The 22009-nt window shown below is 70.6% G+C and carries 18 protein-coding genes; 13 read left to right on the top strand and 5 right to left on the bottom strand.

The features are described 5' to 3' along the window. Positions 1-105: 105 nt before the first annotated feature. On the bottom strand, positions 106-1695 hold the full coding sequence (locus tag PIQ37_RS10610; protein ID WP_342073431.1) for an alpha-N-arabinofuranosidase: 1590 nt from the start codon (positions 1693-1695) through the stop codon (positions 106-108). A gap of 376 nt (positions 1696-2071) precedes the next feature. Here PIQ37_RS10610 and PIQ37_RS10605 point away from each other — a divergent pair, with 376 nt between their 5' ends. Then, entirely contained in the window at positions 2072-3136 is a 1065-nt protein-coding gene (locus tag PIQ37_RS10605; protein WP_342073430.1) for an aldose epimerase family protein, read from the top strand. A gap of 105 nt (positions 3137-3241) precedes the next feature. On the opposite strand, the gene PIQ37_RS10600 is transcribed toward PIQ37_RS10605, so the two are convergent. After that, entirely contained in the window at positions 3242-4036 is a 795-nt protein-coding gene (locus PIQ37_RS10600; RefSeq protein ID WP_017913516.1) for a cytochrome C assembly family protein, read from the bottom strand. A gap of 106 nt (positions 4037-4142) precedes the next feature. Here PIQ37_RS10600 and ffh point away from each other — a divergent pair, with 106 nt between their 5' ends. The 9 genes from ffh (at position 4143) to rplS (ending at position 11163) form a co-directional block, all read left to right on the top strand. Continuing rightward, positions 4143-5522: a signal recognition particle protein gene (gene ffh / locus PIQ37_RS10595; protein WP_043092756.1), complete on the top strand. Its 1380-nt coding sequence runs from the start codon at positions 4143-4145 to the stop codon at positions 5520-5522. 22 nt (positions 5523-5544) lie between these two features. After that, complete coding sequence (locus PIQ37_RS10590) at positions 5545-6432, top strand: hypothetical protein (RefSeq protein ID WP_342073429.1); 888 nt, start codon at positions 5545-5547, stop codon at positions 6430-6432. Positions 6433-6465: 33 nt separating this feature from the next. Then, positions 6466-6819 (top strand): hypothetical protein, encoded by a 354-nt coding sequence (locus PIQ37_RS10585; protein ID WP_342073428.1) that lies wholly within the window; start codon positions 6466-6468, stop codon positions 6817-6819. A 79-nt stretch (positions 6820-6898) separates the two neighbouring features. Continuing rightward, entirely contained in the window at positions 6899-7963 is a 1065-nt protein-coding gene (locus tag PIQ37_RS10580; RefSeq protein ID WP_342073459.1) for an NAD(P)H-dependent flavin oxidoreductase, read from the top strand. Then, entirely contained in the window at positions 7960-8760 is an 801-nt protein-coding gene (locus PIQ37_RS10575) for an aminotransferase class IV (protein WP_342073427.1), read from the top strand. Before PIQ37_RS10580 ends, PIQ37_RS10575 begins: the two co-directional genes overlap by 4 nt. 182 nt (positions 8761-8942) lie before the next feature. Continuing rightward, positions 8943-9203: a 30S ribosomal protein S16 gene (gene rpsP / locus PIQ37_RS10570; protein ID WP_010342240.1), complete on the top strand. Its 261-nt coding sequence runs from the start codon at positions 8943-8945 to the stop codon at positions 9201-9203. 43 nt (positions 9204-9246) lie between these two features. Next, positions 9247-9759, top strand: a complete 513-nt coding sequence (gene rimM / locus PIQ37_RS10565; RefSeq protein ID WP_017907937.1) for a ribosome maturation factor RimM — start codon at positions 9247-9249, stop codon at positions 9757-9759. Between the two features lie 73 nt (positions 9760-9832). Then, complete coding sequence (trmD, locus tag PIQ37_RS10560) at positions 9833-10615, top strand: tRNA (guanosine(37)-N1)-methyltransferase TrmD (RefSeq protein ID WP_342073426.1); 783 nt, start codon at positions 9833-9835, stop codon at positions 10613-10615. A 131-nt stretch (positions 10616-10746) separates the two neighbouring features. Then, the gene (gene rplS / locus PIQ37_RS10555) at positions 10747-11163 is read left to right on the top strand and encodes a 50S ribosomal protein L19 (protein WP_010342237.1); all 417 of its coding nucleotides are present in this window, start codon (positions 10747-10749) and stop codon (positions 11161-11163) included. Between the two features lie 315 nt (positions 11164-11478). Here rplS and PIQ37_RS10550 read toward each other — a convergent pair whose 3' ends face one another. Beyond that, positions 11479-12939, bottom strand: coding sequence for an MATE family efflux transporter (locus PIQ37_RS10550; protein WP_342073425.1), 1461 nt, complete (start codon positions 12937-12939; stop codon positions 11479-11481). Positions 12940-13457: 518 nt separating this feature from the next. Here PIQ37_RS10550 and PIQ37_RS10545 point away from each other — a divergent pair. After that, on the top strand, positions 13458-13865 hold the full coding sequence (locus PIQ37_RS10545; RefSeq protein WP_342073424.1) for an RNA-binding S4 domain-containing protein: 408 nt from the start codon (positions 13458-13460) through the stop codon (positions 13863-13865). 338 nt (positions 13866-14203) lie between these two features. Here the strand turns inward: PIQ37_RS10545 and katG are convergent, their stop codons facing one another. Together katG and PIQ37_RS10535 are read right to left on the bottom strand one after the other, a co-directional pair. Further along, positions 14204-16453 carry a catalase/peroxidase HPI gene (gene katG / locus PIQ37_RS10540; protein ID WP_342073423.1) on the bottom strand — a complete coding sequence of 750 codons (2250 nt, stop codon included), beginning with the start codon at positions 16451-16453 and terminating at the stop codon, positions 14204-14206. Positions 16454-16695: 242 nt separating this feature from the next. Beyond that, on the bottom strand, positions 16696-20004 hold the full coding sequence (locus PIQ37_RS10535) for an AAA family ATPase (RefSeq protein WP_342073422.1): 3309 nt from the start codon (positions 20002-20004) through the stop codon (positions 16696-16698). A 352-nt stretch (positions 20005-20356) separates the two neighbouring features. Between PIQ37_RS10535 and PIQ37_RS10530 the strand changes: the two genes are divergently transcribed. Then, positions 20357-21052: a helix-turn-helix transcriptional regulator gene (locus PIQ37_RS10530; protein ID WP_017907930.1), complete on the top strand. Its 696-nt coding sequence runs from the start codon at positions 20357-20359 to the stop codon at positions 21050-21052. Between the two features lie 57 nt (positions 21053-21109). Beyond that, positions 21110-21769 (top strand): glutathione S-transferase family protein, encoded by a 660-nt coding sequence (locus tag PIQ37_RS10525; protein ID WP_342073421.1) that lies wholly within the window; start codon positions 21110-21112, stop codon positions 21767-21769. Positions 21770-22009: the final 240 nt, after the last annotated feature.

The following is a 22009-nucleotide window of genomic DNA, read 5'->3' as shown; positions in this document are numbered from 1 at the left end:
GCACCCTCGCTGGGCGGGAGGTGATGGACGTACGGCGCGGATCGACCCTCACCCCAACCCCTCTCCCGGCGGGAGAGGGGCTAGGAGCGCTGCAGTGGCCTGGGGCTACTGCAGCTTCAGCATCACGATCGCCTTGGCCGGCAGCGCCACCTGCAGCGTATCGCCCTGCACGCGGGCGCCGGCGAAGGCGGCCGGGCGCACCGCCTGCGGCTGCGCGAAGGTGTTGAGCGCGTCGATGGTCGGTGCGGTCAGGATCTGCCCGTCGACGCCGCGCGCCTGCACCCCATCGACCTGGACCGCGACGTCGGCGCTGCGGTTCGGGTCCAGATTGGTCAGCGCCACGTACACGTGCCCGTCCTTGGCCCGCACCGCCGAGCCGTGCACCGCCGGCACCGTGTAGCCGGCATGCCGGTAGTCGGGCGTGCTGATCTGCAGCGGCAGCGCGGTCGCGTCGTGGTAGGGCTTGTACAGCATGAAGACGTGATAGGTCGGCGTCAGCAGCATCCTGTCGCCGTCGGTGAGGATCATCGCCTGCAGCACGTTGACCATCTGCGCGATGTTGGCCATGCGCACGCGGTCGGCATGCTGGACGAAGATGTCCAGGTTGAGCGACGCCACCAGCGCATCGCGCAAGGTGTTCTGCTGGTGCAGGAAACCCGGGTTCACGTCGGGCAGGCCCTTGTACCAGGTGCCCCATTCGTCGACCACCAGCGCGACCTTCCTGTCCGGGTCGTACTTGTCCATGATCGCGCTGTGCTTGCTGATCAACTCGTCCATCCGCAGCGTGCGCGACAGCGTTTCGATCCACGCCGCCTCGTCGAAGCTGGTGGAGGAGGCGCGCGGCGGCCAGCCGCCGGGCACGGTGTAGTAGTGCAGGCTCAGGCCGTCCATGAACTTGCTGGCCTCGCGCATCATCACCTCGGTCCAGTGGTAGTCGTCTTCGTTCGGGCCGGGCGCGATCTTGAGGATCTTCTGGTCGGCCGGCGCCTTGACGAAGGTCTGGTAACGGCGGAACACGTCGGCGGCGTATTCGGCGCGCATGTTGCCGCCGCATCCCCACAGTTCGTTGCCGACGCCGAAGAACGGCACCTTCCACGGGGCCTGGCGGCCGTTGCGGCGGCGCTGTTCGGCCAGGGTCGAGCGCGTGGGCGCGGTCATGTACTCCACCCACTGCGCCATCTCGTCCGGCGCCGCGTCGCCGACATTGCCGGCCACATACGCCTCCGTGCCGAGCAGTTCGGTGAGGTCCATGAACTCATGGGTGCCGAAGCTGTTGGGTTCCTCCACGCCGCCCCAGTGGGTGTTGACGCTGGTCGGGCGCTGGCTGCGCGGGCCGACGCCGTCGCGCCAGTGGTATTCGTCGGCGAAGCAGCCGCCGGGCCAGCGGATGTCCGGCACGTCCAGCGCCTTCAGCGCGGCGACCACGTCGTTGCGGTAGCCGCGGGTGTTGGGGATCTTCGAGTCCGGGCCGACCCAGACGCCGCCGTAGATGCCGTTGCCCAGGTGCTCGGCGAACTGCCCGAACAGGTGGCGCGACACCGCGGCGCCGGGGCGGTCGGCATGCAGCGTGCCGCGCACCTCGACGTCGGCGGCCTGCGCCAGTGTGGCGGCCAGTGCCAGGCCGAGCGTCGCGGCGATCAGCGGCAGCCGCCGCCAGGGTGCCGCACGCTGCTGCAGGAAACGGGGCGAACGCATCGGGAGCTCCTTGTCGGGTAGGGCGGCGCCGTCGCCAGCGCCGCGTGGGAGTGACGGCCGGCGCGCGGCCTTGGCCATGAAGCCCAGGCGCTGCCGTATCCGGGGCGCGCACCCCCGGCACGATCGCTTCCGTGCCTGTCCCCGGTGTGCCCCGATCCCGAGCATAGAAGACACGTGGAGGGCGAACCAATGCCCAAATGCGACGCCGCTATATCGGAATTGCAATGCGCGGCACGGCGCCGCACGCGGTGTGTTGCCAGAACGTGCGCGGGATCGCACAGCGCGCTGTCGGCGCTCGCGCGGCGATGGCCGTGTCGCGCCATCGCTGGTTATGCTGCGGACCCCGCGCATGCGCACCGACTTCCAAGGCTCCTGCATGTCCTCGCTCTTCGGTCATCTTCCCGACGGTACCGCCATCCAGCGCATGGTCCTGGACAGCGGCGACGGCCTGCGCGCCGAGTTGCTGACCTATGGCGGCCTGCTGCGCAGCCTGCGCCTGCAGGGCACGCACGGCGATACCGAACTGGTGCTGGGGCTGCCGACGCTGCAGGACTACCTGCAGGATCCGGCCTACCTCGGTGTGCTGGTGGGGCGCTTCGGCAACCGCATCGCCGGGTCGGCCTTCATCGTCGATGGCCGGCACTATGCGGTCACCGCCAACGAGGGCGCCAACCATCTGCACGGCGGCGCGCTGGGCTTCGGTCGCCGGGTGTGGACGGTGTCGGCGCAGACCGAGCGCATGCTGCAGTTGCGCTACGACTCGCCGGCCGGCGAGGAGGGCTACCCGGGCAACCTGTCGGTGGAGGCGACCTACCGCGTCGAAGACCGCTGCCTGAGCGTCGAGTTCGTCGCGCAGACCGATGCGCCGACCCCGCTCAATCTCACCCATCACCCCTATTTCAACCTGGCCGGCGATGCCGCGGTGCCGGCTGCGGCGCAGTGGCTGCGGGTGCCGGCCGATCGCTACCTGCCGGTGCGCGATGCGGCGCTGCTGCCGCGCGGCGAGATCGCCATGGTGGCCGGCACGCCGTTCGATTTCCGCCAGGCGCGCGCCATTGCCGACAAGGACATCGCCGCCGATCCGCAACTGTCGCTCAGCGCCGGCTACGACCACTGCCTGGTGCTGGCCGACGGCCACGACTGCACCGCCATGCTGTATTCGCCGCACAGCGGCGTGGCCATGCGCATCGTCAGCCCGATGCCGGCCGTGCAACTCTATGAAGGCCAGGGCCTGGACCGGCAGCATCCGGCGCTGGGCCGCGGTATCTGCCTGGAGCCGCAAGGCTATCCCGACGCACCGAACCAGCCGGGCTTTCCCGACAGCATCCTGCGCCCGGGCCAGATCTATCGCCACCAGATTGCCTATTACGTCGCCGAGGTCGGCCAAGGCGCGGACTGGGCGACGGTGGAGGCGGCGCTGGCGGAGCGGGGCGGCGGTTGATGCGTGGGACGTCGTAGGAGCGGCTCTTGTCCCCTTTTCGGGATCAGCCGCGACCGGGCCTTCACCCGTCGCGGCTGAAGCCGCTCCTACGGGAAGATGGGGACGCTACTGCGCGTGCCCCAGCACCAGCTCGATCACGAACTTGCTGCCGAAGAACGACAGCAGCAGGAGCACCATTGCCGCCAGGGTCCAGTGCACCGCCTTGACCCCGCGCCAGCCGTAGCGCCAGCGGCCGAACAGCAGCGCGCCGAACACGATCCACGACAGCACGCTGAGCACGGTCTTGTGCACCAGTCGCTGCGCCAGGAAATCCTGCACGAACAGCACCCCGGTCAGCAGGGTCAGGGTCAGCAGGATGAAGCCGACCACGATGGTGCGGAACAGCAGCGTCTCCAGCGCGGTCAGCGGCGGCAACGCGCGCAGCCAGGGATGGAAGTCGCGGCGTCGCAGCGCGCGTTCCTGCAGCCACAGCATCACCGCCAGCAGGGCGGCGATGCCCAGCGTGGCGTAGGCCAGCAGCGCCAGCCAGGCGTGCAGCTGCAGCCGCCAGTCCAGGACCGGCGCCGGCTCGTGGCCGTAGCCGTGGTAGGCCAGCAGCAGTGCGGCCGACAGCGGGAACACCACCACGCCCAGCGCGGCCATGCGTCCGCTGGCGCCGACCAGCGCGGTCATCAGCGCCATGCCCAGGCTGACCAGCGACAGCGCGGCGAAGAAGTGCATGTCCGGGCCGCCGGCGGTGTGCAGGGCCACCTGCACGTGATAGCCCGCATGCAGGGCCACCGCCGGCAGCGCCGGCCACAGCCAGGCGCGGCTGCGGTCCACCCGGTCGCGCACCACCGCGGCGATCAGTAGGCCGGTGGCGGCCAGGTACAGCAGGGTGGCGAGGACGGTGATGAGCATTGCGCCAGTTTCGCATATCGGGCCAGCCGCCGTGACGGCGGCGCCGGGGATCGCCGGCGCGCCCGGTCTATAATCGACGGCCGTTTCCCGTCCGCGACCCGCCCGCATGTTCGAATCCCTCACCCAACGCCTCTCCGGCACCATGCAGCGCCTGCGCGGCCGCGGTCGCCTGACCGAGGAGAACATCCGCGAAGCCACCCGCGAAGTGCGCATCGCGCTGCTCGAGGCCGACGTCGCCCTGCCGGTGGTGCAGGCGCTGATCGAACGCATCAAGGTCCGCGCGGTCGGCCAGGAAGTGCTCAAGAGCCTGACCCCCGGCCAGGCGCTGATCAAGGTCGTGCGCGACGAGCTGACCGCGGTGATGGGCTCGGCCGCCAGCGACCTCAACCTCAACGTGCCGGCGCCGGCGATCGTGCTGATGGCCGGCCTGCAGGGCGCGGGCAAGACCACCACGGTCGGCAAGCTGGCCAAGCACCTGAAGGAAAAGCGCAAGAAGAAGGTGATGGTGGTGTCGGCCGACGTGTACCGCCCGGCCGCGATCGAGCAGCTCAAGACCCTGGCCGAGCAGGTCGGGGTGCTGTTCTTCCCGTCCGAGGCCTCGCAGAAGCCGGTGGACATCGTCCGTGCCGCCATCGCCGACGCGCGCAAGTCCTTCGTCGACGTGCTGCTGGTGGATACCGCCGGCCGCCTGGCCATCGACGCAGCGATGATGGAGGAGATCAAGGCGCTGCACGCGGCGATCACCCCGGTCGAGACCCTGTTCGTGGTCGATGCGATGACCGGCCAGGACGCGGCCAACACCGCCAAGGCATTCAGCGAGGCGCTGCCGCTGACCGGCGTGGTGCTGACCAAGACCGACGGCGACGCCCGCGGCGGCGCGGCGCTGAGCGTGCGCTACATCACCGGCAAGCCGATCAAGTTCATCGGCGTCGGCGAGAAGCCGGACGGCCTGGACGTGTTCCATCCCGACCGCCTGGCCAGCCGCATCCTCGACATGGGCGACGTGCTGTCGCTGGTCGAGCAGGTCGAGCACCAGGTCGACAAGGACAAGGCGCAGAAGCTGGCCGAGAAGGTCGCCAAGGGCAAGAAGTTCGACCTCAACGACATGCGCGATCAGCTCGAGCAGATGCAGAACATGGGCGGTTTGTCCGGGCTGATGGACAAGCTGCCGGGCATGGGCCAGATCCCCGACCATCTGAAGCAGCAGGTCGCCGGCAACAAGGACGTGCCGCGGATGATCGCCATCATCGGCTCGATGACCAAGAAGGAGCGGCGCAACCCGGGTCTGCTCAACGGCTCGCGCCGCGCGCGCATCGCCCGCGGTTCCGGTACCCAGCCGGCCGACGTCAACAAGCTGATGAAGCAGTATCAGCAGATGGAAAAGATGATGAGCAAGATGGCCGGCGGCGGCATGAAGGGCCTGATGCGCGGCATGAAGGGCATGCTCGGCGGCATGGGCGGCCGCGGCGGCCTGCCGTTCCGCTGAGCCCGCGGCCACGGCGCGTGCGGTGAGCGTGTCCGTCGGCACGCGCGTGCTGGGCCTGGCCCTGGCGCTGGTCCTGGCGCTGCACTCGGCCTCCGGCTGGGCGGTGCTGCCGGCGACGCTGGTGTACTGGGTGCTGGTGGTGCTGGTCGTCGCGGCGATCGATCGCGCGATGGCGCGCCGCACGGCCGGCGGCGCTCCGGCTGCATCTCTGGACACGGTCACCGGCGAGGCCGGTGCCACGCCCGCGCCGGCGCGGTTGCCGCCGCCAGCGCAGCCCGTCATCCCACCTGCAGCGATGCGCGCGCGGCCGTCCGGTCCGCGCCAATGGCGCCGCCATCTCGACGATATCGTCCCGTTCCCGGAGGAGCGCTTCCCGCGCCAGGGCATCTGCACCACCTCCGAGCTGGTGCTGTACGCCGGCGATGCGCTGGTGCTCGCCTTTCATCCCGCCGCCGACGGCCCCGCGCAGTGGCGCTGCGACCTGCTGGCGCCGGGCGCGACCCAGGCGCAGTGGCTGGACGTGGCGGCGGACGCTGAGTGCGTCGTGCCGATCGTGCATACCGGCGTGTACTCGATCGGTATCGGCCAGGCCGAGTTTCAGGTGCACGGCACGGTGGCGCTGTGGCGGCGCGTGCCGGAACCGGAGCGGCTGGCGCTGCCGTTGCAGCCGCTGCGCGGCACGCCGCTGGCGTATGCGCAGCGCCCCGATGGCAGCCTCGCCGTCGCCGAGGCGCCAGCGCGTGACGCATGGCCGCTGGCGCAGTTGCCGCCGCGTTGCGTGGCGCGCGTGCCGGCCGCGGCCGCGTTGCTGTTCGCCGGCGCCGAGCGCGCCTGGGACGTGCGTGGAGCGCCGGACACCGCGGTGGCGGATCCAGCGGATGGCGTGGTCGTGCATCGTCACTTCCTGTAGCTGAGCCAGGGCGACGTCCTGGTGCTGGAGGCGGTGTGGACATCCGGCCTGTTCGGCCAGCCGCTGCCGGTGCCCGGCGGCAGCCGTCCGACCGACGGCGAACTGGGGCTGTTCGCGCTGTTGCACAGGCCGCAGCTGGCGGTGCTGCGGCCGTCCGCGCCGACGCCGGCGTGCGTGGAGGTGGTGTGTCCGGTCGATGGGCTGTATGGCCTGGAGCTGCGGCTGTCCGGTCCGGCGGCGTGGCGCGATCGCGCTGTCGAGACGTTCCTCGATCTGCGGCTGTGGGGCGCCTTCATCCAGCGCCCGGCGCGCCTGCGCGCTTTTTCCCTGCAGCAGGTGTGGGTCGGCGATCGGGACCGGCAATGTTTGCCGGTGCCGCTGCCGTGAGCGTCCTCGCATCTCTGGCACGGCGGCCGGAAGGCGGCGCGGCTACCATGGACGTTCCTGGAATCGCGGAGCACGCATGATGCAGCGCCTGGCGCGCGTGGACGCCTTTCGGCAGCGCTTCGGCCTGCGCCTGCCGATCCTGCTCAGCCCGATGGCGGGTGCCTGCCCGGTGCCGCTGTCGGCCGCGGTCGCCACGGCCGGCGGCATGGGGGCGATGGGCGCGGTGCTGTCGGCGCCGCAGGACATCGTGGCGTGGATGGACGCCTTCCGCGCCGCCGGCGGCGGGCCAGCGCAGGTCAACCTGTGGGTGCCGGATCCCTTGCCCGCGCGCGATGCCGCCGCCGAGGCCGAGGTGCGCGCCTTTCTCGCGGCCTGGGGGCCGCCGGTCGACGCCGCCGCCGGCGATGCGGCGCCGGCCGATTTCGATGCCCAGTTCGAGGCCCTGCTCGCGGCGCGGCCGACGGTGGCCTCGTCGATCATGGGCCTGTTCCGGCCGGACCAGGTGCAGCGCCTGCAGCAGGCCGGGATCGCCTGGTTCGCCTGCGCCACCACCCTGGAGGAGGCGCTGGCTGCGCAGGCCGCCGGTGCCGATGCGGTGGTCGCCCAGGGAGCGGAGGCCGGCGGCCACCGCGGCGCCTTCGAGGCCGGCAGCGCCGAGCGGCAGTTGACCGGGCTGTTTGCGCTGCTGCCGCGCTTGGCCGACCAGTTGCAGATCCCGGTGATCGCCGCCGGCGGCATCGGCGACGGCCGCGGCATCGCCGCCGCGCTGACCCTGGGCGCGAGCGCGGTGCAGATCGGCACCGCCCTGCTGCGCAGCCCGGAGGCGGCGCTGGCGCCGGCCTGGGCGGATGCGCTGGCCCAGGCCGAACCCGAGCAGACCACCTTGACCCGCGCCTTCTCCGGCCGCCTGGGCCGCGCGCTGGCCACCGACTACGTGCGCGCCGCCGCGGCCGCGGACGCGCCGCCGCCGCGGCCGTACCCGGTGCAGCGTGGCCTGACTGCGCCGATGCGCCAGGCCGCACAGCGCGCCGACCGCCTGGCGGCGATGCAGGCCTGGGCCGGGCAGTCTGCCTGGATGGCGCCGGCCGAGCCGGCGGCAGAACTGCTGGCGCGCTGGTGGGCGCAGGCGCAGGCCCTGCTGTGAGCGCGCAGGTCTTCCATCGCGGGCAGCGGGCGGATGCCGAACTGCTGGCCGCGGCCGCGCTGGTGAACTACGGGCACTTCAGCACCATGCAGGTGCGCAACGGCGCCGTGCGCGGGTTCGACCTGCATCTGCAGCGGCTGCAACAGACCAACACGGCGCTGTTCGGCACCGCCTTGGCGGCCGAGCGCGTGCGCGGCGAGCTGCGCGCGGCGCTGGCCGCGTTTGGCAGGGGCGACGCGTCGCTGCGCGTCACCGTGTGCTCGCCGGCATTCACGCTGCGCCGGGCCGATGCCGACTGCACCGTGGAACTGCTGGTGTCGCTGGCGGAACCGGCGCAGGCCGACCCGGCGCCGCTGCGCCTGCGCAGCAGCGTGTTCGCACGCGAGGCGGCGCAGCTCAAGCACGTCGGTACCTTCGGCGCGTTCCACCAGCGCCGCCTGGCACTGCAGGCCGGCAGCGACGATGCGCTGTTCGTCGACGCGCAGGGGCAGGTGGCCGAAGGGCCGACCTGGAACCTGGGGTTGTGGGACGGCGCCTGCCTGCACTGGCCGCAGGCACCGGCACTGCGCGGCACCCAGCAACGGTTGCTGCAGGCCGGGCTCGCCGCGCTGGGTGTGGCGCAGGAGGTGCGGCCGTTGTCGCTCCACGAGCTCGGGCCGGACGTGGCCGCCTTCACCTGCAACGCCCGCGGCCAGCAGGCGGTGGCGGCGGTGGACGGACGCACGCTGCGCCCGGCCGAGGAGTTGCTGGCGTTGCTGGAGGACGCGCTTCACACCCAGCCCTGGCAGGCGATCTAAGCGCCCGGAAAGGCATCGCCACCATGGGCGCGCTTTTAGCGAATCCCGACTCCCCAATCCCCAATCCCCAATCCCCAATCCCTGCCGCGTCAGCGGCACAGACTTGGCAGCGGCAAGGTCGGTAGCTATAATCGTCGGTTCACCGCGCCATCCTGGCGACTGGGCAACACCGGAAACTCACCATGGTCAAGATCCGCCTTACCCGTGGCGGCGCCAAGAAGCGCCCCTTCTACCACATCATCGTCACCGACGTGCGCAGCGCGCGCGACGGCCGCAACATCGAACGCGTCGGTTACTACAACCCGGTCGCCCAGGGCGCCGAGCCGCGCGTGGTGCTGGACCTGGCCCGCGTCGACCATTGGGTGTCCAATGGCGCGCAGCTGACCGACAAGGTGCGCAACCTGTACAAGGAAGCCACCAAGAACCAGGCCGCCGCGGCCTGATTCCGCGGGCCGCGCCCAGCGCGCGGCCCTCGCGTTTGCCCCAATGAAAGACAGCCAGCGCCGCATCCTGCTCGGTCGGGTCCTCGGCGCGTTTGGCATCCGTGGCGAGGCCAAGCTCGAGTCCTGGACCGAGCCGCGCCTCGCCATTTTCCGTTATCAGCCCTGGATCGTGCGCAAGCCCGACGGCAGCGAGAGCAGCCTCAGCGGCGTGCGCGGCCGCGAGTCCGGCAAGTACCTGATCGCCACGCTGCCCGAGGTCACCGACCGCGACGCCGTGGAAGCCCTGCGCGGCACGGAAATCTACGTGGCGCGCAGCAGCCTGCCGCCGCCGCGCCCGGACGAGTACTACTGGGTGGACCTGGAAGGCCTGGACGTGCGCACCGTCGACGGCGTGGCGCTGGGGCAGGTGTCGCACCTGTTCTCCACCGGCGCCAACGACGTGCTGGTGGTGCGCGGCGACCGCGAACGGCTGGTGCCGTTCGTGCAGCCGGACTACATCAAGTCGGTGGATTTCGAAGCCAACCTGGTCGTGGTCGACTGGGACCCCGAGTTCTGAGCGATGCCGGCGCGCGCCGGCCCCCGCTGTTGCGTTTGCGAATCCCCAATCCCGACTCCCCAATCCCCGCCCAATGCGCATCGACGTCATCAGCCTGTTCCCCGAGTTCGTCGCCCAGTGCGCCGGGTTCGGCGTGGTCGGGCGGGCGCAGGAGCGCGCGCTGCTGGACCTGCACGGCTGGAACCCGCGCGACTACGCCACGGGCGGCTACCGCAAGGTCGACGACCGTCCGTTCGGCGGCGGCCCGGGCATGGTGATGATGATCGAGCCGCTGCAGGCCTGCCTGCAGGCGGTGCGCGACGCCGATCCGCAGCCGGCGCCGCTGATCTACCTGAGCCCGCAGGGGCGGCCGCTGACCCAGGCCAAGGCGCGCGAACTGGCGGCGCTGCCGCGGCTGCTGCTGCTGTGCGGGCGCTACGAGGGCGTGGATGAGCGCTTCGTCGCCGCGGCGGTGGACGAGGAAATCTCGATCGGCGACTACGTGCTGTCCGGCGGCGAACTGGCCGCGGCGGTGCTGGTGGATGCGGTGACCCGGCTGCAGGAGGGCGCGCTGAACGACGCCGAATCCGCCGCCCAGGACAGTTTCGAAGGCCCGGACGGCCTGCTTGACTGCCCGCACTACACGCACCCGCGCGAACACGCCCTGGGCGAGGTGCCGGCGGTGCTGCGCTCCGGCAACCACGCTGCGATCGCGCGCTGGCGGCGCATGCAGGCGCTGGGGCGGACCTGGCTGCGGCGCCCGGAACTGCTGGACGAGGCGGCGCTGAGCGCGGCCGACCGCCGTCTGCTGCAGGAATTTCGCCAGGAGCGGGAGGCGGCGCTGGCCGCCGAACAGGAAAATCCACCCAGGCCCTAGCCATGGCCGCCGGGCTGGGTTAAAATGCCCGGCTTTCCGGCCAGTGCGTTCCGTGCTTGGCCCATCCGATATCGTGCAATCGCCGTGCGGCGACTGCCGGACCACCTCACCAGACACAAGCGGTGCCCACCATGAGCAAGCTCAACAAGACCATCCTGGCCGACTTCGAAGCCGCCCAGATCCAGCGCAAGCTGCCGGAGTTCAACCAGGGCGACACCGTCGTCGTCAACGTCAAGGTGAAGGAAGGCAACCGCGAGCGCGTGCAGGCCTACGAAGGCGTGGTGATCGGCACCAAGAACGCCGGCCTGAACTCCTCGTTCACCGTGCGCAAGATCTCGCACGGCTACGGCGTCGAGCGCGTGTTCCAGACCCACAGCGCCACCATCGACTCGGTCGAAGTGAAGCGCCGCGGCAAGGTCCGCGCCGGCAAGCTGTACTACCTGCGTGGCCTGGAAGGCAAGGCCGCCCGCATCAAGGAAGATCTGGCCGCCGCTGCGCAGGCCAAGGTCGCGCGCCAGGCCGCTGCTGCCGCCGCCAAGGCCGAGTAATCTTCCGGCGACCCTCGGTCGCTGCCGCAACGGCCGCCTTCGGGCGGCCGTTTGCGTTTGTGGAATGGCCGGATGTGCGCCGTGGCCTGTGGTGCGCTGAATCCCGGCGCTGTTTTCAACCGCCGCCGCGCACGCGATGCCCTCGATGCCCTCGTAGGAGCGGCTTCAGCCGCGACCGGGCATTCCCAGAACCGCTCGCTGCTGAGCGCCTGCGTCCTTCTTGATGATGGTCGGCGGGTTGGTCGCGGCTGAAGCCGCTCCTACAAATGGCGTGGGGTTTCGGCCGCACCGCGTCGCCGCCGCGCTTAAGCAATGTCAGCGCGCCGGATCCTGCGCCACCGCCACGTCGGCGACCGGTGCCGGCGGCTGCACCGGCACTTCCGCCGGATGCGCCACGGTCTCCGGCCGCGACGGCGCCAGCATCCGCGCCTTGCGCCAGTTGCCCCAGCGGTAATACGCCAGCGACAGCAGCATCGCGCAGGTGGCGCTGGTCGGGAAGCTCCACCACACCGCATCCACGCCCAGCTGCGGCTGCAGCAACTGTGCGAACGGCACGCGGATGCCCCATAGCGACAGCGCCAGGATCAGCAGCGGCGGGACCACCGCACCGGTGGCGCGGACCACGCCGGAGATGACGAAGGTGACGCCGAAGAACAGGAATGACCACACCGCGATGTGGTTGAGGTGGCGCGCGATCTCCAGCGCCGCGCTGTGCGGCGGCAGGAACAGCGCCAGCGTCCAGCGATCGAACAGGATCAGCGGCGCGATCAGCGCGCCGGTCAGCAGGAAATTGAACAGCACGCCCTTGCGCGCGGTCGCCGCGACCCGGTCCCAGCGCTGCGCGCCGACGTTCTGCGCGGCCATCGACGAGCAGGCCGCGCCGATCGCCATCGCCGGCATCTGCAGGTAGGCCCACAGCTGCAGCGCCGCGCCGTAGGCCGCGGAGGTGGCGGTGCCATAGCCGTTGACCAGCGAGATCATCACGATCATCGCCAGCGAGATCAGCACCATCTGCAGGCCCATCGGCACGCCCTTGACGATCAGCGCACGCAGGATCGGCAGGTCGAGCCGGAACAGCCGCGCGTCGCGGCGGCCCAGCCACAGCACGTGCCGCTTGTGCCGCAGGTACAACAGCAACCCGGTCAGCGACACCGCCTGCGCGATCAGCGTGGCCCAGGCCGCCCCGGCGATGCCCAGCTTGGGGAACGGCCCCAGCCCGAACAGCAGCAGCGGATTGAAGCCGATGTCCAGCACCACCGACAGCAGCAGGAAGCGGAACGGCGTGCGCGAATCGCCGGTGCCGCGCAGCGCCGCCGACAGGAACGCGAAGGTGTACAGCAGTGGCATCGCCAGGAAGATCACCCGCAGATAGGCCTCGGCCAAGGGCAGCGACGCCGCCGGCGTGCCCATCGCCGCCAGCAGGTGCCGCGCCAACCACCAGCCGCCGGCGGCGATCAGCACCGAAATGCCGATGAAGAAGGTGGCGCTGGTGCCCATCACCCGCCGCGCCTGGGCCACGTCGCCGCGACCCATCGCCTGGCCGATCAGGATGGTGGCGGCCATGCCGATGCCGAACACCGAGCCGATCAGGAAGAACATGATGCTGTTGGCGTTGGCAGCGGCGGTGAGCGCTGCTTCGCCGAGATAGCGGCCGATCCACACGGCATTGACCGAGCCGTTGAGCGATTGTGCGATGTTGCCGGCCAGGATCGGCAGCGAGAACAGCAGCAACTGGCGGCCGATCGGGCCTTCGGTGAGCGCAGCGGGCTTGGTCATCGCGGGTCGGGAGCGAGCGTAAGCCGGCCACACTAGCACCGACCGATGTCGGCGGGGCGATGGGCGGATCTGGGTCTGCGCAGCGTTTGTGCAGCAGGCGGGTGGGGGAGCGGACCTGCGCCACTCCATGGCAGGTGGCAGGCGCCCTCACCGGGGGGGGGGGCGGCCGGTCCTGTCCGAGTCGCGGTGGTGCGCTGCGGCGAGGATGGAACTGCGTTCGGCACGGCTCGGGTCATGTGCTTGGTGCCGAGTAGGGGGCGAAGCCAGCACCGGGGATATGAAACCTGGGCGAGCCGGCCTCCGGGGCGCCTGCCTCGAGGTCGCTCGCTCTCTGCCAACCCATTCATCCCGGAAAGGTGGGTCCCTGAGGCGCGGTGCTTGCATTGGTGCGATCGCATCGCCATCTGTGCGGAGAGACGTGTGTACCGCGCATTCCCTCGGCGGCGCGATGGTCTCCGATCCGGCGTCGCCTTTTGACTGCCTGCAATCCCCAACGCGAGTGGATGTCGAGCAACGCAATGAATGAATCTGTCGTACAAGCTGCCGCGGTGCGCCTGGATGTCTGGCTGTGGGCCGCGCGCTTCTTCAAGACCCGTAGCCTGGCCAAGCAGGCCGTGGACACCGGTAAGGTGGACGTGGCCGGGCAGCGGCCGAAATCCTCGCGCGCGGTGCGCGTGGGCGAGCAGGTACGCGTGCAGCGCGGCGACGAAGTGTTCGAGATCCAGGTGCTGGGGCTCAGCGACACCCGCGGCCCGGCCAGCGTGGCGCAGACCCTGTACTTGGAGAGCGAAGCCTCGCGCGAGCGCCGCGCGCAGTTGCGCGCGCAGCGCAGCGCCGAGCGCAACGGCTACCAGGCGCCGGAGGGCAAGCCGGACAAGCGCGCGCGGCGGCTGATCCGCGCGCTGGGGGATCTGGACGCGCTGTAGCCGAACGCGATGGATGCCGTGCGTTCATCACGCGACACTGTCCCGATCTCCGCCCGAGGATGGCCCGTGGACCTGCCGGCCGTTCGCGTCGATGGATGCCACGACACGGTTAGCGTGCTGCGGTCGCGGCTGAAGCCGCTCCTACGGCGAGTGGTGCGTGCTGTGGCATCGGCTTCAGCCGCGACGCGCTGCGTCGTCGAAACGATGCTGTCGTCTTTGCCGCATATTCGGAGTGTGGCGGTTGCCCTCACACTCGCGACAACGCCCCGGCGAGCGGGGCGTTGTCGTCATGCAACCAGGACACGCGAGGCGCCGCTGCGGCGCCCCGTCTGTCGTCGTCAGGCGGCCAGGTCGAAGCGATCCAGCTGCATCACCTTGGTCCAGGCGGCGACGAAGTCGCGCACGAACTTCGCCTGCGCGTCGGCGCTGGCGTAGACCTCGGCCACGGCGCGCAGCACCGAGTTGGAGCCGAACACCAGGTCGGCACGGGTGCCGGTCCACTTCACGGCGCCGTTCTTGCGGTCGCGGCCTTCGTAGACGTCCTTCATCTCCGAGGTCGCCTTCCACTCGGTGCCCATGTCCAGCAGGTTGGCGAAGAAGTCGTTGCTGAGCACGCCCGGGCGATCGGTGAACACACCGTGCGCGGACTGGCCGCTGTTGGCGCCGAGCACGCGCAGGCCGCCGACCAGCACGGTCATCTCCGGTGCGGTCAGGGTCAGCAACTGCGCCTTGTCGATCAGCAGCGCTTCGGCCGACAGCGCGTAACGGCGCCTGGCGTAGTTGCGGAAACCATCGGCGATCGGTTCCAGCACCGCGAACGATTCCACGTCGGTCTGTTCCTGCGAGGCATCCATGCGGCCCGGCACGAACGGCACCTCGACGATCTGTCCGGCCAGCTTGGCCGCCTGTTCCACCGCGGCGGCGCCGCCGAGCACGATCAGGTCGGCCAGCGAGATCTGCTTGCCGCCGCTCTGCGCGCCGTTGAACTGCGCCTGGATGCGCTCCAGCGTGGCCAGGACCTGTGCCAGTTGCGCCGGCTGGTTGACCTCCCAGTCTTTCTGCGGGGCCAGGCGGATGCGCGCGCCGTTGGCGCCGCCGCGCATGTCCGAACCGCGGAAGGTGGACGCTGCGGCCCAGGCGGTGGACACCAGCTGCGCCACGCTCAGCCCGGAATCGAGCAGGGTCTTCTTGAGCGCGGCGATGTCCTGCGCGTCGACCAGCGGGTGGTCCACGGCCGGGATCGGGTCCTGCCACAGCAGTTCTTCGGCCGGCACGTCCGGGCCGAGGTAGCGCGCACGCGGACCCATGTCGCGGTGGGTCAGCTTGAACCAGGCGCGGGCGAAGGCGTCGGCGAACTGTTGCGGGTTCTCCAGGAAGCGGCGCGAGATCTTCTCGTAGGCCGGGTCGAAGCGCAGCGCCAGGTCGGTGGTGAGCATGGTCGGCAGGTGCTTCTTCGACGGGTCGTGCGCGTCCGGAATGACCGCCTCGGCGTTCTTGGCCACCCACTGGTGGGCGCCGGCCGGGCTCTTGCTCAGTTCCCACTCGAACTTGAACAGGTGCTCGAAGAACTCGTTGGTCCACTGCGCCGGCTTGGTGGTCCAGGTGACTTCCAGGCCGCTGGTGATGGTGTCGCCGCCCTTGCCGCTGCCGAAGCTGTTGGACCAGCCCAGGCCCTGGCTTTCCAGGTCGGACGCTTCCGGCTCGGCGCCGACGTGGTCGGCCGGGCCGGCGCCGTGGGTCTTGCCGAAGGTGTGGCCGCCGGCGATCAGTGCCACGGTCTCTTCGTCGTTCATCGCCATGCGGCCGAAGGTGTCGCGGATGTCCTTGGCCGCCAGCAGCGGGTCGGGGTTGCCGTCCGGACCTTCCGGGTTGACGTAGATCAGGCCCATCTGCACCGCGGCCAGCGGGTTCTCCAGGTCGCGGGTGTGGCGCACTTCGCTGTCGTCGTCCTTCACCAGCACGCCGTGCGCCTCGTCCACGCCCGGCGAGCCGTGCGAATACCGCTCGTCGCCGCCCAGCCACTTGGTCTCGCGGCCCCAGTACACGTCCTGGTCCGGCTCCCAGGTGTCGGCGCGGCCGCCGGCGAAGCCGAAGGTCTTGAAGCCCATCGATTCCAGCGCGACGTTGCCGGTGAGGATCAGCAGGTCGGCCCAGGAGATGGCCTGGCCGTACTTCTGCTTGATCGGCCACAGCAGGCGCCGCGCCTTGTCCAGGCTGACGTTGTCCGGCCAGCTGTTGAGCGGAGCGAAACGCTGCTGGCCGCGGCCACCGCCGCCGCGGCCGTCGCCGGTGCGGTAGGTGCCGGCGCTATGCCAGGCCATGCGCACGAACAGCGGGCCGTAGTGGCCGAAGTCGGCCGGCCACCAGTCCTGCGAATCGGTCATCAGTGCGCGCAGGTCGCGCTTGAGCGCTTCCAGATCGAGTTGCTTGAACGCCTTGGCGTAATCGAACTGCGGGTCCAGCGGGTTGGAACGGGCCGAATGCTGGTTGAGCAGATCCACGCGCAACTGCTTGGGCCACCAGTCGCGATTGCTGGTGCCGCTGCCGCTGGCAGCCTGGTGGAACGGGCATTTCGATTCGCTGGTCATGGGAGGCTGCCTTGGCTCTTGGTGGACGAGATGAGGTGGCTCGGCGCCGCGATCATACGGCGGCGACACGGTGAAACTGGAGACACGATAGGCGGAAGCCGCGATTTAGAGAATTCGAATTCTTCTAATCAATCGATAGGGTGCGGCTATCACATCGATGGCGGTGCGTGGTGTGGCCGCGCATCGCTCGCTTGCCGGCACTCCCTGCAGAGGCAGCATGCTGCGTGCGTCCCTGACAGGACTCAGTCCACCGGCATCACGTCGAAATCGCCGCCCAGCACGCGTTCCAGGCGTCCGCTGCGCCAGCCGCGGACGCTGTCGCGCACCAACGGCGAAGGCGCGATCCGATAGCGTCGGCACACCCGCAGTTCGTCCTCGCCGATGGGCGCGCGCCGTGCCTGCCCGGGCAGGTCCGGGGCGACCCGCACCTGCACCGCGAGCCGGCGCAGGGTCGGTTCGTCGACCTCCTGTTCCTGCACGTGCAGGCCGGCTTCCGCGTCCAGCAACGCCAGTGCCCCGAAGCCGGCGATGGCCAGCCAGGCGCGACCTTGCTGCGGATCCTGTGCCAGCACCTCCACCCGCATGTTGCGCTGCTCGGCCCAGGCCAGATACATCTGCAGCAGACGTTGCCACCACTGCCGCACTTCGGCCGGATGCCGGTGCAGCTCGCTGGCGCCGATGCGCAGGTCCAGCAGCGCATCCTGCGGGCGTTGCTCCTGCAGCGCGGTGCTGGCCAGGTGCAGCAACCACAGCAACTGGGTCAGGCGCGCCACGAACTCGCCATCGCGCTGGGCGCCGCCGTCCAGCCGCGCGCGCAGGCGCACGGCGGTGGCCAGCGCGCTTTCGATGCGGTCGCGGCGCTCGATCCGGTCCAGCACCTGGAAGCGGCCGGGTTGCGACCAGAAATCGCGCTCGCCCATGGCGGCGAAGTCGGCCTCGCGCGCCTGCCGCCAGGCCGGGGTGGCGTGCGATTCCTGCAGGCGATGCAAGGCCGCATCCAGGCGCGGCAGGACCGCGCTGTCTGCATTGGGCGCATATACCAGGTCGCGCAGATCCGTCGGCGCGGCGGGGTCGACCGCAGAGGGCAGGGGCTCCGGCGTCGGCGGCGCGTCCGGCGCGATGAAGCGCACGTCGAGGCGGTCGCTGGCGCCGCGCACGAACAGGAACTGGTCGCCTTCGGGGGCGCGTTGCTCGACGATGCTGCGTGCCAGGGGCGCAAGCAGATGCTGTTCGATCGCGCGGCGCAGCGGACGCGCGCCCAGGTCCGGAGTGAAGCCGCGGTCGAGCAGGAACTCGATCGCCGACGGCTCCCATTCCACCGCCCAGGCGCGATTGCGCAGGCCGCGCCGGGTCAGCGTGCGATCCAGTTCCTTGTGCAGGATCTCGCGCATCAGCGCCCGATCCAGCGGGTTGAACAGCACCACTTTGTCGAGCCGGTTGACGAACTCGCGGCGGAAGGTCTCGTACACCGCCTTTTCCACCGCGTTGCGCGAGTAGCCGCCGGCGACGGTGGCGAAGCCGGGGCCGGCGCCGCGGGCCAGCGTGGCGCCGACGTTGCTGGTGAGAATGATGATGCTGTGGCGGAAGTCGGCGGTGTTGCCGTTGCGGTCGCTCAGGCGGGCGTCGTCGAACACCTGCAGGAACAGGTCCCAGACCTTGGGGTGGGCCTTTTCGAACTCGTCCAGCAGCACCACCGAGAACGGCTGCTCGCGGATGCGCGCGATCAGCGTGCGCTGCCCGGCGCTGTCGTCGCCGGTGAGCCGGTACAGCGCGTCCTCGCCCTGGAACTCGCTCATGTCCAGGCGCAGCAGGCGCTCGGGAGTGCCGAACAGCAGTTCGCCCAGGGCCTTGGCCAATTCGGTCTTGCCGGTGCCGGTCGGGCCGGCGAACAGGAACACGCCGATCGGGCGGCGGCTGTCGATCAGCCCGGCCTTGAGCATGGCGATGCGGTCGAGCAGGGTCTCCACCGCCTCGTCCTGGCCCAGCACGCGCTTGCGGAAGAAACGGCGCAGCGTCTCCAGTTCCAGGCGTTGGCGATCGTCGATCACCTCCAGCGGCAGGCCGCTGCGCCTGGCCACCGCCTGCAGCAGGGCATCGTCGTCCAGCGGCAGGCGTGCGTCGTCGCCGTCCTTCGCGGCCTGCAGGGTCTCGTCGAGCAGTTGCAGCAGGCGGCCGGGTTCGTGCTGATCGGGGAAGTACTGCGCGGCCAGGCGTTCGGCTTCGGCCAGGGCGCGAGCGTCGATCACCTCGGTCTGCAGCGCCTGCGCCTGGGCCTGCGCCCACTGTGCGCCGATCTGCGCCAGCGCGGTGGACGCGGCCGGTGCCAGCGTCACCACTTCGAAGCGCGAACGCGTGGTCGGCCGCGCCACCTGCAGTTGCGCCAGTTGCCGCGGCGTGATCTCGCCGATCAGGCGCAGCTCACCGCGTTCCAGCGCCGGCAGCACCAGATCGAGGATGCCGCGCGGATCGCGCGAATGCGCGCCCTTGTGCAGCAGGTCGTAGAAGTCCGGCGCGCGCCACAGGGCGCGCTCGCGGTGCAGGACCGCCAGCATCTCGCGGATGCGTCCCTCCAGTTCGCCGATGTAGCTCTGCCCCGCGAGGATCTCCGCAGCGGAGGCCTCGAACACACGCCAGCCTTCGCCGAGCAGGCGTTCGCTGAGCAGGTCGATCAGCACGCTCTTGCCCACGCCGTGTTCGCCGACCAGCAGGACCGGCTGCGGGGGCGTGGTCACCACGTGCTCGTAGGCGCGCTGCAAGGCCGCGTCCAGCCCCGGGTGGTGCAGGCGCAGGCGCGCCGGCACCGCGGCGACGACACGGCCGAAGCCGCCGAGCACGCGCTGCTCGCGACGCTGCTTGCGTGCGTCGTGCAGGCGCTGCAGGAACGGCTCCAGCACCGGTTCCTTGAACTGGGCGAGGGTATCGCCGAGTGCGGTCAGCGCTGCATCGTCGAGTTCGTCGAAATCCACCGGGCGGTCCGCCGGGGTCTTGCTTGCGGCCCACTGCAGATAAGCGCGCAGGCGTTGCCGGAACGGGACGACGTTCCACCACCAGTCGCGCGCGTGGCGCAGCAGCGCGTGCAGATGGTCGGCATCCGGCAGGCGCTGCAGGTAGTCGAACAGGAAGCTCAGCGGATACGAGCCCAGGTGCGGGAGCACGTCCAGGACCGCGTCCGCATCCGGGGAGCGGCGTTGCGCCAAGGCCTGCGCTGCCATGCACGGCAGCACGTAGCCTGGGCTGCCCAGCGCCTCGACCAGTTCCTGATGGGAGAACTCCGCGCCCGCCAGTAGCGCCACGCCTTGCTGGAACTGCGGAATCTGTGCCAGATCGGCAGGGCTGTGGATCTGCTCGTCCTGTGCTTCCACCTGCTGGCGCAGCCGCTGCAGATGCTGCGCCGGGGTCTCCTGCGTTGCCTCGGGCGCGGCGTGGTGGTTCTCGCCAGCGTCGGTTGCCGGTGCAGGCTGCTGCGCGGAGGCGCTGCGCCCGAGAGGGCGCGCCAGATGCAACAGCACCGCACCGACGACCACGCCGATGGCAAAAAGGACAAATTCCATCATCGTCGCCTCAGTCCCGGAGGCCGCGACGGCCGCTGCGCGGATGTGGCGCCCGCAGGGCACCGGCGGTGGCGCAGCGGACCGGTTGGCGTGACGACGTTCGCGAGCGTGGCTGCATGCGTTCCCTCGTTGGATGTAGCCGTCGCGGACGCGTGCGGCCTGTGCTGGTGTCCGCGGCGCCGTTTGTGATGGAGCAGGGCGGCGCGTTCGCCGTCGAGTATAGAAGTCCGTGTTTCCTCCAGGCGACAGCGTCGCTGCGCAGTGCGACACCGATCGGAAGGCAGCGCCAGGCGGGCGATGCCTGACGCACCAGTGCCTCCCGTTGGCAGCGCCTGCCCACTATCCTGTCGCGATGACCCAACGCGCCACCCGTCTGCTGCGCCTGCTCGACGCCCTGCGCGGGCGCCGCCGGCCCGTGGCCGGGGCGCAGCTCGCCGCCGATCTGGGGGTGAGCCTGCGCACGCTGTACCGCGACATCGCCAGCCTGCGCGGGCAGGGCGCCGACATTCTCGGCGACCCCGGTGTGGGCTACGTGCTGCGCCCGGGCTTCCTGCTGCCGGAGTTGAACTTCAGCGAGGACGAACTGGAAGCGCTGACCCTGGGCGCGCGCTGGGTGGCGAGCCAGGCCGATCCGGAACTGGCGCAGGCCGCGCAGCGCGCCATCACCCGGATCGGGGCGTCGTTGCCGGCGCCGTTGCGGCTGGCGCTGGAGACCAGCGGGTTGCTGGTGCCCGCGGCCACGCCCGCGCAGCCGGCGGCGCCGTGGCTGCCGGTCCTGCGCCGCGGCATCCGCCTGGAACACGTGCTGCACATGGACTACGCCGATGCCGGCGGTGTCGCCTCGCAACGGCGCATCTGGCCGTTCGCGATGGCCTTCCTGGGCGGTTTCGGCATGATCGCGGCGTGGTGCGAACTGCGCGGCGACTTCCGCCATTTCCGTGCCGACCGGGTGCTGGCGCTGCGCGACGACAGCGAACGCTACCCGACGCGACGGCATCTGCTGATCCGGCGCTGGCGCGCCGCCACCGGACACGGCGTCGGCTCCTGACAGCAGGTGTCAGCAGGGCACGCGCAGACTGCGTGGCGTCCACCACGGAGTCCGACCATGTCCCACGATCTTGTGCTCTATACCCACCCCATGTCGCGCGGCCGCATCGCGCGCTGGATGCTCGAAGAAACCAGCCTGCCGTACCGCGCGCAGATCCTGGACTACGGCACCGGCATGAAGGCGCCGGCGTATCTGGCGATCAACCCGATGGGCAAGGTGCCGGCGCTGGTCCACGGCACCACGGTCGTCACCGAGAACGCGGCGATCTGCGCCTACCTGGCCGATCTGGTGCCGGAGCGGCAACTGGCGCCGCCGCTGGGATCGTCGGCGCGGGGCGAGTACTACCGCTGGCTGTTCCTGCTGGCCGGACCGGCCGAAGCCTTCCTGACCGCACAGCAGCACGGCACGCTGGCGCCGGCGCACAGCGCGGGCTACGGCCATGGCGAGGACCTGCTGGACATGCTGGAGCAGGGCGTCGCCGGTCGCGAGCACCTGGCCGGCGATCGCTTCAGTGCGGCCGACCTCTATGCCGCGGCGTTCCTCGGCTTCTACACGCGCATCGGTGTGCTGCAGGCGCGGCCGGCGTTTGTCGCGTTTGTGCAGCGGCACATGGCACGGCCGGCGGCGCAACGTGCTGCGGCCATCGACGATGCGTTGCTGGCGGCGCATCCGAACCCGTTCATGCCGCGTCCAAACGCTGTGCCGGCGACTGCCTAGTGGAAGGTGGGCCACTGGAGGGTGGGTGTGCTCGCCGCGTGGACCGACCCTCACCCCAACCCCTCTCCCGGTGGGAGAGGGGCTACGGAGCTTCCCTTCTCCTTACGGGAGAAAGTGCCCCGAAGGGGCGGATGAGGGTACGGGCGCAGCCTCTTGCGCCCTGACACTGCAAGACGCTTCGCGCCGGACCCTCACCCCAACCCCTCTCCCGATGGGAGAGGGGCTTTGGCGCCTCCCTTC

Source organism: Xanthomonas protegens (assembly GCF_038442435.1).
Classification (GTDB): domain Bacteria; phylum Pseudomonadota; class Gammaproteobacteria; order Xanthomonadales; family Xanthomonadaceae; genus Xanthomonas_A; species Xanthomonas_A sontii.
This window is presented reverse-complemented; position numbering and strand designations above follow the sequence as displayed.